At 62.3% G+C, this 18,000-nt stretch carries 1 protein-coding gene; it reads right to left on the reverse strand.

What is annotated here, in order from left to right:
* Positions 1-6,468: 6,468 nt before the first annotated feature.
* Entirely contained in the window at positions 6,469-17,976 is an 11,508-nt protein-coding gene (locus tag CUJ84_RS32485; RefSeq protein WP_105009695.1) for a hypothetical protein, read from the reverse strand.
* Positions 17,977-18,000: the final 24 nt, after the last annotated feature.

Genomic DNA, 18,000 nt, shown 5'->3' on the forward strand with positions numbered 1-18,000 from the left:
CACCCTCGAACACCCGGAAAGGTGCGGGAAAGCCTTTTTCACTGTCGAGATCGTCGAGTTCGACGAAGGTGCGCCGCCCGTGCGTCTCGACGAATTCCTGGGGCACCCGCGGCAGCACCGGCGCACGCGGGGGCCGCAACTGGCGCAGCAATCGCGGCCCTCCATGTCCTGGACGACCATATCGCGACGTGTCGCTGCTCATGTCCTCCTGCGGCTGCGGTTGCTGCTGCGCCGGTGGGGTGAAGAGTCCGTCCGTGAACAGCAACATATCGAATTCGGCCTGGATCGCCCCGGGGCGCAAGCCGAAGGTGATGCGCTCCAGATGCGGCGGGACAATCGGCGCCGCCTTCCCCTTGACGACTCGCACCAGGGCAGACTTGAGCTCTCGCGCAACCGGAACCACCGCGCGCGCCTCGGAAGACGTCAGATAGCGCGCCGGAGGGGATACGAGGGGCAAATTGGCGGAACTTGGGCGGTCAAAAATCATCTTGCGCGAAAGCGCGTAAAATATCGGCGAGACCGTATCGACGTTCTCATCTCCCAACCTGCTATCCCGGTCAGCGCGCGCCGGCAGGGAAATGCTGGCGGCCCGTCCCGACAGGCCGGAGCCGTAGCGCTTGACGTCGTCTCCGGACGCGGGAGGCATGGGAACGGGTTTGGGACCAAGATCCTGGAACGGCCAGTCGCCGCCCAATCCCAATGCACCGGAAGCAGCAGCCCTTGTTCCGTCCCTTGTCGGCCAGCCCAGCGCGGGAGAAGCATAGACGCGATCGGATGGATCGATCTTGATCGGGATGTCGAGCACGGAACTATCGGGATCGCGCGGTACATCGACCTCGATCCACAATTCGTCTGCACCGCTGTCGCGTTGCTGCGTTTCGGCAATGACAAGGATGCCGACCGCCTCACCGACCAAGCGCCCCGCGCGCGCCACCTGACGCGCGCGGCCCAGCGCAGCCTCCTTGATGCCTTGGGACCGACCCGAGATGATCGACTCACCCGGAGGTAGCGTCTCGAAGCGCGTGACGTTGCGGTCGATGGCAACGAGCACGCCCCGGCGGGCGAGGATGAACGAAAGCTTGTCGTCCGGAGCGCCATCACGCCGCTTGAGCCTGACGCGAGCGGCCCTGCCGTCGGCTTTTCCCGACGACAGCACCGTAGTGACGCGCTCGGCGAACGGTCGCTTGTCGTCACTGGGCACGTTGTCCCAGACCGTTCGCAGCGCCAACAGACTGCGCAACCACATCGGCCGCTCGCCGAGTGTGCCGCCGCCGCTGGAGAGACGAAGGAACAACTGTTCAACGGCCGCAAGGGCTCGGTTGGCATCCTTCTCGCCGGCGTTGCCCATTGCGCGGCCGAGCAACGCCCTTATTTCATCGCTTGCGCTTCCGATCGCCTGAACCGGAACGGATTTGCGCTCCAGCGGCGTCGACCATCCGGCCGCCCAATCGACGTCGGCAGCATCCCAACTGGCGGTGCCCGTGCTTGGCGCCTGACAAAACTTCTCGATCAAGCCATCAAGCTTGTACGAGCCGTCCACCGCACAGATCCAGGGCAGCGCAAGCACAACACCTTGCGAATCGCTGGAAATGTACGGCGACGCGGCGGGCCAGAACGGTCCTTCCTTCTGGTCCGATGTCCGGACGATCACCGGCCCTGCGCCGCTGATGACGATTGCATCGCCGGGGTCATTGGTCTTGAACTTGTCGGCAATCGCGCGCGCCATCGCCTCGACCGGAAAACCGGCCTGGGCGAAGGCGCGCAACACCAGTCCACCCTTGACGGCGATCGCGTCTGTTTCGTGCGCGTCGTCGATCACCTTGTAGCGGGGCGCAAACGCGAACATGCGGTCAGCCGACGCCGGGTGCAGCTTCGTCGTAGCCTTCGCAGCGCTAACCAGGGCGCGCGCATCGATTGCGCTGACATGATCGAGCGACATCCAGGTCAGCTGTCTTTGCGTCCCATCCGTAATGGTATGCTCGATCAGTGCGTGAAACGACCACGGCCTGCTCAGGTTGGCGCCGTTTGCGTCGAGCGCATCGGTTTCGATTGCCTGCCCGTCCACAGACGCCGTGAAGCTATGGGTAAGCGCGCTTGCGTCATCGAACGCCTTCAACTCGCCGCGCAAGGCTGCCCCGGTTGGCCGGGCGCCAAGGTTTTCCAGTTTGACAACCTTGTTGTCGAGCGTCTTGACAGTGTCCGGCAGACTCTTGATCGGCCACCGGATTCGGCTGAGGCGCTTTTCCAGCACAAGATCGATTGTGATTTCGGACGACCACGGTGGTTCCTGTCCGGCAATTCCTGAAAGCCACTCCTGTCCGGCGATCATGTGATCGAACCGCTTCAGCGGACCTTTATCGGAGAGCAAATTCAGTTCGCCGAACCCTGAGAAGGATCGGAATCGAAATTGTCCTTCGGCCGTCGTACCCGTTGGCGTAACCGCAACGATCAGGATGCCTCGTACCGAACCCTGGTCTGCGATCAACCCGACGATCGGTTGCAGCTTCGATTGCCCCTCCGGTTCGATCCGGCAGGTCATCACGCCGCGCTGGTGATCGATCGTGACGGCAGCCGCCGCGATCTGCTGGTTGAGCCAGCGCAGCGAGCCGCCGAGCGTGTATACGACCACGTTCTTGCCCGCGAGCGGCGGTGTCCCCTTCGGCGGGAGATCGTTGGCGGATATCGCCAACTTCCCCTGCAGGAACAACGCCCACGTCGAATCTTCGGCAATTTCCAGCCTGATATTGTCGAGCACCACGCCGCTGAAATTCGACAGCGCGGTGGGCACCGGCGCCTTGAACTCGATGGCGAGAGTTTTGCCGTCAGGCTGCGTTACCTTGCCGTTGTCGAGAACGACACTGCGGCCGAACAGGACGGTGGCGAGCGAGGCGCCGGCAAACTGTGGAATGCCCCCTGCGCCGGCGGCCTGCTTGATGTTCAAGGTCAATTTCGCGGTAGTCTCGCCGACCGATTGCTGCGCGCTGCCGAGTTTCGTTTGCACGACCGCCATCCGAAACGAAACCGACGCTAGGCCGTCGGCTGTGACAGCCGGCTTGTCTGCGGCTGGCTCGGAGATGGCAACGTTGACGTCCTCCCATTCGGAGAAGTTCAGCTTGCGGCCGTTTGCGGTCAACGAAACCGCGACGAGATTTCCGGTCTCATAGGCAAGTTCGGGCTCGAACGGGCCACGATCGTTCGTCCTCGCCAAGCTTGAGCGCAGCGATGCCGTAAAGACAATCTTGGCGAAGTCGATCTGCCAACTGCCGGACTGCTTGCTGACGCTCAGGTCCAGCAATCGGAGCGGCCGCAGCCGCAGCGGCCCGATATCAAAGTCGTAGGCGCTCTTTGGTAACGCCCGATCCGGCGTCGTGGCCGCATCGTTGCAGACTCGCCACTCGTACAGCGCCCGAGGAAGCTGCCCGGCGTCGAACGCCTCCTGTCGCGGACCGATGCTGAGCTCTGGTCCGCGAGGATCATCCACCAGCGACTTGCCGCCCATCGTCGTTTCCAGCGGAAGGTCTCGAAACCAGAGGCCAAGTTGGCGCGTGGTGTTCGCCGTGACAATCTCCACCGGCTCGAAGATGGTCGTGCACGAATAGCGCGACGCTGTCCCCTGCACGGAGCCGTCTGCTGCTCGCACGAAGTAGCCGGCTTCCCGAAATACGATTCCATTTGCCTCGTTGTCGCCGAACTTGTCGGTCGTCGGCATGCTCGCCATCAACGCGGTGCGCGTATCGCGCCACAGCGGCGTCCCGTCGAACTCCTGCTTGCGAAGCGGCGCGGCGAAACCGATGACCTTGATGCGATCGCCGTTTCCGCCGGCGACGTCATGAATGTGATCGAACGCCGTCCTCGTCAGGCCTTCGAGCGCAGTACGTCCCGAGAAATGCGTGTCACCAAGCAGATAAGTGCCGAAAGCGTATTTGCTTCCGTCAATGTCGCTCGCCGGATCGAGCGCGAAGTTCGTCGACCATGTGATCCCTTCGATCAGGGTCCCAATCTTCACGGCTTGCTGCTGGCCGCCGAAGTCGAAAGCGTTCGCGATCTGCACGCGCGAAAGTTCAAGCCGGTCGACCGCCTTTTGCCAGGCCAGCAGGAGCGCGTCGAAATCGAGCGAGGTCGGGATGCCTGGAGGCGGCTGCGGCGCGGGTTCATCGTTCGACGGCACCGGGGCCTTCTCCGGAAGGCGCGTAGTGGCAAACAATTCGTCAAGGATCGGAAGATCGAAACGCAACCGGGTCTGCAAGGCAGAGTACGCGCCAGCCGCCGGCTTCATCTCGATGCCGGGCAAGGTGACGGGAACGAGCGGCACATGCGGCAACAGCTTTTCGTCCGCCAGAGGCAGTTCGTTCACCGGCTTCGCAAGCTTGAGCGCGGGAATTCCCCGAATGCCGTCGTATTTCAGCGTGATGTCGAGCTGGGTGCGATCCAGCTTCCGGCAAAGCAGGTCGCGCGTCGACGAAGGAAGGCCCGAACTTTCCGATGTTCGAGTGATTCCGATCGCGGTGACGAAAGGCATCTCGGAATAGCCCTGCCAAACATAGGCCGGAGCTGGGCCCCCGCCCTTCGGAATCGAGAATTCAAGAGCCTTGCCGGGGGTGAATTCACCCGAGGTGAGTCCCCAGAGCTCTCCGGTGGCCGCAGTCTTGCGCGAGAAAGTCAGCGCCGGGCTCTCCAGCGCGGCCGGCCCCGCGCCAAAGCCGGGCAGAATGTTTTCCGCCGTAGGACTGCCGGCCGCCAGCCACAGCAAGCCGTCCGCCGTGCCTGCCGCGCCGCTGAGTTCGACGCGGACACTATCGAGCTTGCCTTGTTTTAGCGTCGCAACGACGTGGACATAGTCCGCGGCCGCAATCGATATCCGGCGGCCGACCGGCCCCTCGCCGAAGGTTCCGTCATCAAGGACATAGTCGACCGTCCCGGCGAAGCCGATGGAGTCGGAGGCAGCACCCGAGAAGCCCAACACCGTGTCGTCTGAAGCGGGTTGCGGCAAATCGAACGGCAGTTGCAGCCATCCGTCGGTCAGCGGAAGGAAGGCATAGGTTCTTTTGGCGGCATCCGGTTGAACTCCCGCCTTGCCGTAACGCTCCACCAGCCTGCGCGCGAGGCGCTTCTGGTCGATAAACCAGTTAACGGTGGTCTTGCCATCCTCCTGCTTCGCGCTGATCGTTGTTCTCGCGCCGAGCGTAACCCTCGGCCCCGCAATACCCTGCGGATTGCCGTCCTGCGACGCCGCTTCGCGGCGATCCGCGTCGAGTGCCAGTTCGACACCGTTCTTGGAGCCGCTGAGTTGGAGCCGGTTGGCTACGATCGCGACCTCGGTCGGCAATTCGCCGCCGCGCACCGGTGTTCCCGCCAGGCTCGTTCGCAGCGCCGCGCGATCCACCCACATGCTCCATTCATCCGGGCCCTTTCCGGGAAGCTGGAGCGCGTTGTTCTCCAGGGTAAGCGGCCAGCGCACCGCAAGGTCGTCGGCGACCGTGTTGATATCGAGAAAGACCGGGTTGTCGATACCGGGCCGCAGTTGCGATCTCACCTTCTCCAGCGCGGTGCGGATCCGTCTGCCGATCCCGGTGACGACGGTGTCATCTTCCTCGCGCACCAATTCGAGTGTCCAGCACCTCTTGTCCGGCTGCAGCGGATCGACGATGCAGACAAGGCGCAGAACTACATTGACGCGGTCCGGTCCGGCGCTCTCGCTGAACGCGCGCAGCGGGTTGACGATCGTGCCGCGGAATTCGACGCCGTCGGGCGTCAGATCAAATGCAACGAACGGCCCCTCGGCGGAGCCATTGAGGCTGACCGCGGGCAGTTCGACCCTTGGCAGCTTGGTGGGCGAGTTGACGCCGCCCGCGGCGCCGACGAAGGCTGCCACGGTATCGGCCGTCTGCTTGACGAGACGAAGGAAGCCCAGCGGATTGGTGTTGGTCCCTGCCTTGGCATTGACCAGGACGCGAATCCGGTTGGCGGCGAGAGCAAGCCGCGGCATTTCGATCTGGCGCGAGTTCTGCGGCGTGGGCCATGGATCGAGCGGCGATACCAGGAGATGCGAAAAGCCAAGGGTGACATCGCCGACATCCGGCTTCGCATGAGGCTTCGCTGCAAAGATGGTGTAGGGGTCGGTATTGTCTGCGATCCAGAGCTTCGAGTTCGATTCCGCGCTTTGCCGGGCCTGCACGTTTGCCGCCAGCAGATACGGCACGCGCAGGGACACCTTGTCCTGCACGGTCCCTCCAGCGTCGTTGATGTTGATTTCGATCTGTCTCTTGACCTTGTCCGACTCCGGATCCTGCAGCAGGACGCGCAATCCCGGCGTCGAATTGACGATCGAACGGTCCGGGCGGTTCTTTCCGAGATAGGACAGCGCGAGTTCGGCGCTCCAGCAAAAGTCGGCCGATTCGTTGGAGGCCTTGAGCGGCTGCTTTGGCCCCACAAGCCTGATGGTGCGAAGGTCGGTCGTGTCCGCCATGGCTATTGCTCCCGCTGCACGATGTCGTCTTGCGGCCGCGCAAGGCCGTGGAACGCCTGGATCACTAGGTGGCGCCGGGGACCGAGCACCATCGTTTGGGTAAGATTGCCGGCAAGAACCCTCAGATCGGCATGGGAAGGCGCGAGTTCGGCAATCTCGTCCTTTTTGGCAGGTTTGATCAGGACCATGGTCTTCAGAACCGGCGGCGTATCCGGATGAAAGTTGTAGAGCTCCGGCTCCGCCACCTTGCGGCTTGACCATCGCATCGAGATATCGGCGGCCTCGCCCGGTCGCTCCATCATCGCCGCCAGGCTTTCCAGCGTATCGGCCGTATTGGCCTTGTCTTCCAACGCCGTGAACGCGGCCTCGATCTCCGCGGCCGTGCGCGCCGCATTTTCCGGCAGGTGCATGGCCGCAACGAAATCGATGGGACTTGTTTCGGAAAGCTTTCGTAGCTCGTCGAGATTGATACCCGCCGGGAGGTCGTTGCTGCGCAGAGGTACGAGGTCGTGCTTTGGTTGTTCATCGCTGTCGCGGCGAAGCGCGATCATGTGAGCGCGCATCGCGTTGAGGACGGAACGCTTCAACCCCTCCAGCACCTTGACGCGGGCGGGATTGCCAGCCGCCGCTGCGATGGCCGCGTCGAGCACCGCCTTGATCTTTGCTCGAGCAGCCCCGTTGATTGTGCCGGTTTTCTCGGGCGCAGCGAACCACCGCCAGACGATCGGGCCAAGGGTGATGGAGGGGAAATTTTCGAGGGGCAAGCCTGCAACCCAACGCACATTGACCGTATGCGGAAGCAATCCGCCGGTCTTGACCTTCCAATCGAAGGCCCTGTCAATAGCAAACGGCTCGACTGCGTCTGCGATCTCCTTGGCAATCTTCGCGAAGCGAGGGGATGCGGATGGCGTCGTCTCATAGGTTCTCATCGACTTGACGAATGCCTCGACGTCTTTGCGGAATGCCGCCCATTGCGGCGCCGGCGGCGGAAGCGGGTCGGGAACATTGAGCGGTGGCGTCACCGTCAAGTCCAGCGTACCGTCGATATCTTCGTTGCTCGTTCCCGGCGCGACATCGCCCCACGGCGCAGTGTCTGCGGCAGCCAGCAAGAGATCGGCCGGCGCAAGCGCCGGGTCGAGAGCCGCCGGCGCGAATTTCCCGAGCGGCTTTTTGGCATCCGGCTGCTCACCCTTAACCTCCAGGGTGAGGCTCGCAGGATAATGGGTACCGTCGACGAGTTGGCCAGACGGCGCTTTGAGCTCAGGCTTGTCGAACCGGGCGCCGATCAACTGTGGCAGATACAGCAAGTCGCGCGGTTTAGTGTCGGGATCGCTGCTCAGGGCGCCGAGCTCGATCTCGCCAACGCGCACCTGGCCATCGTCGGTTTCGACCGATATGCGGTAGCTAACCGCAGGATCCGGCATCTGGTAAAGTCGTGGCGCAGCGTCCGTGCTGAGGCCAGCGGCGCTCTTGCCGAACCAGATCTTGAGCGCGTCCTCGAACATCCCGTCCACAATGCGAACCATCGGCCATTCGACGACGACCCTCACCTTCTTGTCATCGCTCGGCGGCCGATCAATCCGCCAGGATGGATGCGTCACCTTTTTGTCCTGCCACGCAACGGCTCCATCCGCACCAGCCTTCCAGGGCAAGACCAGCCGATAGCCTGCCTCGTCCACCGTGGCGACGCTGGGCGGAGAGACCACCACCCCTGCCGCGACATGCGCTGTTGCGTGCAGGCGGAAGCCGTATGGCATCGCGGACATGTTGAGCACATAGGCGCCGCGCCACAGATCGGGATGGCGCTCATACATCTCGCGGATCATGCCGATATCGGCGTGCTCGGGCTCGAGGTTCTGGTAGTCATCGCGCTTGGACTCCTCGATGATAGAGAGTCCTTTGGGCACGGGCAGGCGGCTATAGTCGCGCCCATTGTCCTTGAACGGCCCGAAAGGTTCGAGCAGGTCGAATTCCGGATCGCCGGAATTCTGTTGCACGAGCTTAGCCCATTGCGGCGCCGAGAACTCGCGCCAGAAACCGACGGCGACGTGGCGCATCGAGAGTCCCGCGTCCACACGGATATTGGCGTCGGACAGGATCTCTTCCGGATGGCGTGACACCACGATCTGAACGGAATCGCCGGGACGCACGACGCCGCCTGCATCGGTCCTGTCGTTTCGGCGCGTTGCCAGGATGACGGGCGCCGCCAGCGGTTCGGTGCGTTCGATGCTCACATCGGCAAAGAATTGCCGCAGAGCCTCGTCGGTCTCTATGGACTCCGGAAGCGATGCCGCGAAGTCTCGGCCGGCCATGGCAGTCTTGGCCGGCTTGTTCTCCTCTGACTTCGTGCTCTCATCTTTTGTTTCCGCAGCAATCGCAAGGCTCTCGTAGCGTCCGAACGGCCGAACCGCATACTTCCGCGCCTTGCCCCAACGATCGGTCTCCAGCAGCGTGATCGACAGCCGTCCGTCGCTGTCGGGCGCGAGCCTCCAGGGATTGGGCCGCGTCAGCATCGCAAATGCGAGCCCGGCCTTGCTCATTGCCGGCTTCGCCAATCCCTTCTCCATGAAGCGGCGGGTCCAGGGTCCAAGCCGCGCGGCGATCTGCAGACGCTTCTCGGGCTGGTCCGGAATCTTCATGTTGGGTTTGTTGGGGAAGTGCCCGAGAATCCGGATCAGGGTCGCAACCGTGTTGAATGGCGCAGACCGTTCGGGATCAGGCAGCGTCGGGTCGATACCGGGATCGATCTGTATGTTGTCGCCGAACATCAGCGCCGAAAGCCAGCTGTCAGGCAGGCTCGCAAACCGTCCCCAGGGGCTGGCGCCTTTCTGCGTTCCGTCGTCTTCCTTCGGCGCATCGCTCGGATCGAGCTTGACATCGCTGGGCAGCGTCAGCAAGCCAAGTTCAGACAGATCGGTGACGTCATCAAGCGCGATGAGACGGACATAGGCGAGCGCATCTTCGGGCTTCATTCCGGCGGTTCGCAGCGTCAGCGCATTGCTGATCGGTTCGCCTTCGGTTGGAAACTGCGTTTCGTCCTTCCACCCCTGCGCCATCAAGACGCGCCGCTGGCTGGAGCCGTCGGTCGGCACCAGAGGCTCCAATTCGAAGACGATCCTGTCGCCGGTCTTTGTGGGTCGTATCGATACGGTTTCGGTCATCTTTGCCAGCCTTAGCGTGGCATAGCGAACGCGACGCTTCTTCAACTGTCCGTCCAGATCGAGTAACGGCTGCACGGTCGGCCTCAGTTCAAGCTGCACAAGCGCGAGGGCCCTGTTCTCGCGAAGCTCTCTCGCAGCGTTTTCGTGCCTCGGTGCAGTGCCGAAATGCGATACCACCTCGGAAAGGCCGTCGGTCGTGAACAAGACATCGACGAAGGGCGCGCCAAATTGCGTGCCTTGGTACCGCGGCAACACCAGCTTCAGGGCGAGGTTCAATTGCTTCAGTGCATCGTTCGACTCAAGGAAGTTGCCGGTTTCGATGTCGTAGAGCCTGAATGCCGTCGCGAGTCCAAGCGTGCGCAGGATGCCCCAACCCGCGGGATCGCGGTCGGGTGCCGTCTCGTCGAGGAACGGAAGTATTTCCTCGCCATTGAGCTGGGGAGCTGGATCGATCACAGGCTCGTAGCGGCGATATACCAGTTTGTTGCCACGGTACTCGATGCCTTCGTAGTAGTATTGGACGACGTCGAGAACGTCCGCGAGGATCGGATGCTGGGACGGCGACAGCGAAACATTGACGGTAACGGTGCTCGGATCGCTATTGTCGTCCTGATCGCGATACACCGAGGTCAGTTTGAGCGCGCGATTTGAGAATGGATCGGGGTTCGCGTAGGCTTCCCGGTCCTTTGCCGCGAGATCGCCCACCAGGACCAGACCTCGAAGCAGACGCCTCGCCTGATCCACCGTAAGCGGCTTGTTGTCGTCTCCGTCGAGATAACCTGCGGAAAGCATTCCATTGTGAAGAGGCGCCGGACTCTCGTCCGGCTTCTCGGATGCGAACCCAAACGTGTTCGGCAGGGCCAGTGGTTCCGGATCGTCCGGCTTCCACTTTGTCCATTCCACGCGGATTGCGAGCGGTTGCCTCCGGGCGAACAGCGCCGCGATGTCGTTCTCCTCTGGCAGGGTCAGCAGCGAGCGTCGCAGCGGACGCGTCGGCCAGATCAGGAAGGATTCCGCCTGCGAATACCAGTTGGTTCGCCGCTTGCCAAAGCGCCGATCAAGCGCTGGATCGGTCAAGCGCTGCATTTCGCTGGGATAGAGCACCTCGACCCGCGCGAAGTCGCCGGTCTCCGACGGCTCCTGGCCGCGCTCCAGCGCCGGCAGGCGCTGCACCCGGCCGATCGGCTTGAACAGTCGCAGAGAAGCATTGGCGCCTTCATCGTTGTTCGGCACCGTGGTCGCATCAAGCGAGAACAGGTCATAGCCCGCGATCAGCGTGTGCAGATCCGTAGCCTTGAGCGGGGGGGTCAGATTATCTCCCTGGGCCGCCATCTGGTCCGGCCGCGCGGTCCAGCCAAGCTTGACGGCGGTGCGCTGGTCGCCGTCGCAGAGCAATTGCACGGCATCGGCTTTTGAACCGACAAAGCTGTCTATCGTGGCCTGCGCCGTCGGATAGTACAAATGTAGCCGCCCGCTTTCGGGGAAGATGTAGTCCGACTTGAACGGCCGGAACTTGACGTCGACGGGATGCTCAAACCGCTCGATCGTGACATTGACGGGAGGTTCTCCAGGCTCCTTGGGATCGTCGATCATCAGTTGGAGTTGCACCGGCACCCACGCCGGGCTGCGCGGCTCTGCACCGCCGAACCGCAGATATATCCGCGCCGCCTGCAGGCGAGCTACGCTGGCCGGATTGTCCGTTACGACCTCAAGCCGTGCCAGCAGCTTCTTCCAATCGCCGTCCGCTATCCTGTAGTCGATCGTCTCCGTTGCAGGTTCGGGCAACGGGCCGGGAGTCGTTCGCGCCTTGAGGCGGCGGGCGATACGGTTTATCCGGATCTTCTTGCCGGATCCGGCGCCCGTCTGCAGCACGATATCCAGTTCATGCGCACCCGGGTCCAGACGATCCGGCACCGGCGGCTCGTTGCGCGCTTGGGAGACCGCATCGGCGCCAAACACGCCGACGGCCACGGTGCGCTCGGTCCTGACACGAAGAACATAGTTCTGGGCGGGTGGAAGCTCGGGCTTTGAATTTTCGTCCGACTTTGACGCCTCCGTGAGGACCTCCTCCTCCTCGACCGTAAGCGCAAGGAAGCTGCTTGAAAGCGCAGGCGTCTGCAGAACCGAAGGCATCGACGGATAGCGGAACCGCGCGATAGCCTTCAAAAGATTGTTCGGTGTTTCCTTGCGCGGTGTGAACTCGACGACATGTGTGTCCACTTGGCCGCGAGTCCCGGCGCAGTCGACCGGAACGATCGCATACACGATGCGTGGAGCCCCCTTCTTGAATAGCTCCTTCCACTTCGTCGTGTCCTTCGTCTCATCGCCCTCACTCGACAGGACGGGGGGCAGCAACGCAGCACGGAGGCCAGGGTCAATGTCCTTGAAATCATCGATAAATTGCAACGGCTTCGCTTCGCGCAGGCGCCGCTTGCGCAGCTGCAAATTTCCGTCAGCGTCGAGCAAGGGATTTCCGTCTTTGTCCTTCAGAATGACGATGGCGGTGTGATCCGAACGCTTGATCGTCAGCTCCAGCGGCGCCGGTCGCTGCTTGATCGCAGCGTCATCGGCCCCCCCCTCGATCCGGCGCTCCACGCAATAGTGTTTTAGGTGGAATTCGGCATCGCCATAGAGAGACGGCGATTTTTTCCAGGCAGGTTCCAGATCCCAGGTGGCGCGCACGCCTTTGGTCGTGATCTTGAGCTCCGGCTTGTCGAGCACAGGCGACATGATGCGGAACATGCGGTCGGGCGGATTGAACAGCACGACGCCAGGCGGAGGCGGATCGATCGACGGTCCCGGCTGGCGCGGAATGCGGGTCTTGATTGTGAAAGTTTCCGATGTAATTGGCGAGTCGGAGGACTTTGTCTTCGTTCCGAACAGCTCTTCGATCCGGTCGCCGCGCATGACGAAAGTGAGACCAAGCGCCCTCGGATCGAATTCGAGCTTTGACGCGATATAGTCCTCGGCATCCTTGTTCAGTTCAGGGGTACCGGCCCGGAAGGTAAAGAGGGCCGCGATCTGCTCTGCAGCTTCGGCCACCGTCGCAATAAACGACGAGCGCGCCTCGTCGACTTGCTGCATGCGCTTGAAGCGCAGACCGCAATCCGCTCGCGAGCGCGCCGCCTCCGCGAGCATGATGTTGGCGGCCTCGGGATCTTCCGGCAGCAGGACCGGATGTTCTTCCCATTCCACCGACTTGATGTCGGTTGCTTCATACTCGACGTTCCCGATCTTGCCCTTCGCCATGAAGCAGCAGGCCTCGAAAATCTCCCCCAGTTTGGCATTCTGTCGTGCGTTCTTACTGTCCTCGGCGCTAAAGCCGGTAATGTCGCCGTCACGACCAAACGGCGCGTCCCAGTCGGTCCAGATTTGCAACCCGGCGCCAGTATCCTGTGGTGGCTTCATTCCACCCCTTAGGAAAACTTCCTCCTTCCTCACTCCCTGCACGACATAGGTGGGTTCGTCTTCCTTCTGCATGGGAGCCGCATAGAAGTGACTGCGGTCGTTCGCTCCGCCATCACCCAACGGAGAATTGTCACGCGGGATCAGTTGGACCACGTAGGATTCGGGGCCGGCGCCGTCGGGCTGAGGAACCGGAATGAGCAGCGCCCAGTACGACACCGGACCAAATTCGACGCCGACGAACTCGATCGTTTCGCTGCCCGCGACCGGCTTGTCGGGGCTCGAACTCGCTTCGCGTCGGTTGACGCCCTCTTCGAGTCGGCCTTCGGCCTTGCGCGCATTGTCGGCGCGTGACGGCTCGGGCAATGGCGCCGGCCGGGACACCGGCACGCCGGCCTCCGGATTGGGATAACTGGTCGCCAGACCAAGTGCCAGGAACCGTTCCACCCTGACCCGCGCCTCGGCGAGCCTGCCGCTGCTGCCCAGCGAAAAGCCGATTCCGAGCGAAAGGTTGCGTCCGAAAGCTCCCACCGAGACTGATGCCTCGATCCGTGCAGCAAGGTCACCCGGCTGGACCAGAAGCTCGACGCCGATGTGGACCGTGATCGACCGCGAGAAGCCGCAGGACAGGCTGAACCATTTCGTGCGCAGCCACATCCGCACGGAAAATTCCAGCGTCAGGTCGAGCGTGATGACGCCGTAGAACATCGATTCGGCAGTATTGGCGGACAGATAAGCGATCAGCTTGGCGCCGAGCGCAAAATTGGCGCGCGCGGTGATGGCCGCGCCGAAGTCGCCGCCGGTGTCATAGGCGAAGGCCGCAAAGCCGCGCGCGCGGAACGCCAGGCCGTACAGTACCGAAAGGTCCTCGATCCGCAGCACGGTCCCTCCCTCCACCGAGAGGAAGAAGTTGCCGTTGGGGTTGCCGAGGGAAAAGCCCAGTTCATACGGCCAGCCATATTCCGCGTGGAACAGGCCCGGCCTGATATAGAGGGTGGATGACCATTTCACCGCCTTCATCGCCATCTTCAATTCGGCAGGAAGCATCGGGTGGTTGCCGATATCGGCGCCGGGATTGTAGACCGCACGCGCCAGAAACTCGCGGCGCGGCACCGACAAATACATGTAGCCGGTCAGGCTCGGATTGTTGGTCCAGGCCGAATTGTTGCGCCGGCCGTCGCGCCAGTCGGCATAATTGTAGGCGATCCAGATGCGAAGGTTCATCAGGAAGGTGAGGTCCGTCCTGAGCGCGACCACGATGTCGAACAACGCCAGGTTCGGCAGATTCTTTTCGCCCTCCTCGTTGTATTTGGAAGTGGTCGAAACCGAGGTGAACGAGAACATTCCGCGCAAGGCGAGCGTGATCGCGGCGTTGTCGTAGGTCGGCCACCACGCCTTCACGTCGTATAGGCTACCCTGGTATTTCGAGATTTCGTCGAGAATCTTGACAAGCTCTTTCGGCGTCTCGGCACGCTCGGCGGCGGCAATTCCCGCCAGCGTGTAGCGATAGCCGAAGCCGAAGCCGACTTCGCGAAGATAGATGGTGCCGATCGGCGTCGGAATCTTCTCCGCCATGTCATTGCGCTGAACATACAGGAAGAACGCCGGCCGCTTCTCATCGACACCCTGCTTCTCGAGTTGCAGGAATCCCATCGATGCCGACATCGAGGCCCAGCCCTGGATCCGCAGCGATCCCGAAGCGAGAAAGCCCTTGGCCGTCACGTCTGCCGGCAGGACGTCGGGCTGGAACAGCGTCGGCAGCTTGCCGTCGACCGCGATCGCGGTGCCCGACGCCTCCGCCATCGAGCCGAGCGACAAGCCTACGCCCAACCCGTCGAACCTCACCCGCGGCAACGCCTTGCCGCGCTCGGGCGGTGCCACCCAGAGTTTGTGAAAATCGAACCGGGGCGTCACGATGTCGCCGAAGTCGGTGAAATTCACCTGGCCGGAAATCGAGAATGCCGGCGAGCCTCCGAACGCGGGCGACGCCGGATGGAAACCGACGCCGCGGAGCTCGAACGAGAACAGGTCGAAGAAGGTCGACCGCTTTGGCGGCTCCACCGTGACCTGGAATTCGATGTGGTTCATCAGCACGCGCGGATCGGACGCAAGCGGCGCTTCGTCCAGCGTGATGCGCAGCGCGGAGATGTTCTTGAGCAAGCCGTCGGCGAACGCGTCGGAGCTCGGCCGGAATTCCGCAGATCCGGTCAGGGTGAAATAGAAGTGATATTGCCCTTGTCGGACGTATTTCAGGCCGAGCTTGGTGACGGTAATGGTGAACTGCGTACCCTCGCAACGCAGCGGATCGCCGCTCTTGTCCAGCACCGCCTTGGCGGCCTGGAGCGCAAGTACGCCACTCTCCTGGGTGAAATTGAGCTCGATCGACGCCTTGGCTTCGCCTACCAGCGCCGGCGGCAAATTGCCGTGTCCTGCGAGGCCAAAGGTCTGGATCTGGCTGCGTTTGACCGCGAGTTGGCCCTTGTCGAACCGGAACGGCATGTCGACACCGGCCAGCGTCACCGGATTGGATTGCACCTGCCCGCTGAGGTCGATGCCGTCGCGCGACACGATGAAGCTGTCGACCTCGAAATCGAGCGTGCTGCCGCTGGTCGAAAGCTTGTCATAGGACAAGACGATCTTCGCTGCATCGCTCAGGCCCAGCCGCGGATCGCCGTCGGTGAAATCGAGGAATAGCGGCGCGAAATCCGCGGGTGGTGCGCTGCCGTCCTTCTTGCGGAACCTGCCGTTCAGACCGAGCAGATTGAACTCTTTCTTGGGGTCGCCGATCTTGATGTCGAACCTGCCGCCCTTAACCTTCATCGAGAACGTGTAGACGTCGATGATGAGGTCCAGCTTGGTGTCGATGGCGGTGTCGGAAATCTTGACTTCGACATCGAGGGTAATTGTGACGGTTGAGCCGGAGACAACGACCTTGTCGTTTTTCTTGACGCTGATGTGCTGGCTGAACTGATCCAGCGGGTTTGCGCCAGGGGTTGCGTTCGGCTTGCGAAACAGCGAAAGGATTCGATCCTCGTTGATTTTTGGCGTGATGACGAAGGCCGACGGATCGAGGTTCACGAGCTCAACCCAACGCGCCGCCAGCAGCAGGTGGCCGACGGGAACGACGACTCCACCTTTGGGACCTTGACCCAGGACTTGCGCAGAAACAGGCTCGGTCCTGAGCTGCTGAAGAAATTTGACGCGGCCGTTATCGACCGTAATCAGCGCGACCGCAGCCTTGGAATCCTTCGGTGTGACGTCGAGTACCAGAAGCGGCGACCTTGGCTGCGCGGCATCCTGGGGCGTTCCGGTGACCGGCTCGGCCGGCCCGTGCTCGTGGCCAAGCCAGAGGTCGGTCGACAGCGTAACCTTTCCGGCGCCGTCCGGCTGCAGAGCGAGCGCCAGCCAGCCTTTCTCCAGATCGCAGACGAGTGCGGGGGAAAGACTGTAGGGAAAATCAAGCTTGAACCCGAGAAACTCGCGCCTGAAGGGATCGATGCTGACATCGGGATCGCTAGGCGTGACGACGATCTGGACGATGCGCCATCGGTCGGGATCGACGCGGACTTCCACGATGATGTAGTTGAAGGCCCTCTTCGCTTTCTGTGCTTCCCTTGCGATTGCTTCGGCCAGCGTCGAGATCAGCTCGGCGATCAGCTTGAACGCCGCCTCGGCAAGTCCGGCCAGGGCCCGGACGCCGGCAGCCCCCTGTTGCGCCAGCCAGGCAGCAGCGGAGGCGGCAAGCTCCCCTACCCGCCGCAGCACCTTGAGGAACCCATCGAGCGAGGGCAGGTCCGGCGTACCCGGCCAATCCTGCTTGGGCACCTCGAACTTGTGGATCAGCGCCATCAGGCGCCTCGCTCCGTCCTCGATGACATGCGCTGCAAAGAGGGCGAGCGTGATCGGATAGGGTTCGACCAGATCCAGCCTGGTCAGCTCGGGTGTCAGCTTGTCGCCGGCAAAAGTCAGTTTGAGTTCCGGCGATACGGCGAGCACGAGGCTCGGGTCAGTGCGCGCACTGATGACAAGCCGGTCAACGCTGATCGTCACCACGACCTTCAGTCCGGTGCCCTGCGACCAGGAGGCATCAGCGGACACCGTCACGCCAAATAGCGTGACGACGAACGGTCCGGGCAGTTTGTCTTTGAGGTCGATCTTGGCGATGGTCTGCTGCGAGGTAGCCGTGGCGATATTTGCCGCATTGATCGACACTTTGCTGCCGTTGACGGCGATCTCGACGTCGGTGGCGATCAGGATATCAGTGCCGGAAAATTTGACCGTCGCGGTCGACTTCGTCGACGACAGCGTCAATTTGCCGCCGGCAACCGCAAAATCCAGATCAGGCGTGGGTTGCCATTTGACGGCGAGGTCGAGGTCGAGGTGCAGCGGGATGCGAAGGAACGGCAGATCCGGGAAGGATATCTTCAGCCCGTGCAGCGACCATTTTGGAAGCGGGATGTTGGGGAAGTGAAAGCTGAGATGCGGCAGAGCCGGCACCTCGATATGTGGCAGGACCTCAAGCACGTCGCCACGGGTCAGTTGCACCTCGATGCGCACCACCGCATCCAGTGCCGCGGCGGCGAAGGGCGAAGAAAGGCCTGCCGCAAATACCGCCGTCGCGCGCGCGCGAAATACCGGTTCGTCGGAATTTGTCTCCCCGAGCAGTCCAGCTGGATTCAACTCCAGGTCGAAGCCGGTAACGGCGTCGGCAACTCCGGTGATGCCGAGAAAGTCTGCCACCACGCCATTCTGCGTCGTCCCGTCCGCCTTCAGACGAAGGCTGCGGAGCCGATCGTGAAGCGCGTTGAGCGCGATTGCAGCGAGGCGCTTTGCTTCGCCCGTCGCCTCGTCGACCGCCTCTTTCCATGTGACAAGGCGTTTGTCGGAACCGTCAAGCGCTCGGACAAGAATTGCGTCGATGGTAAGCGGAGCTTCAAGGACCAACGTTCCTGTCTCGCCACCATATCT

The sequence above is a fragment of the Rhizobium leguminosarum genome (assembly GCF_002953715.1).
GTDB classification, from domain to species: Bacteria; Pseudomonadota; Alphaproteobacteria; order Rhizobiales; family Rhizobiaceae; genus Rhizobium; species Rhizobium leguminosarum_V.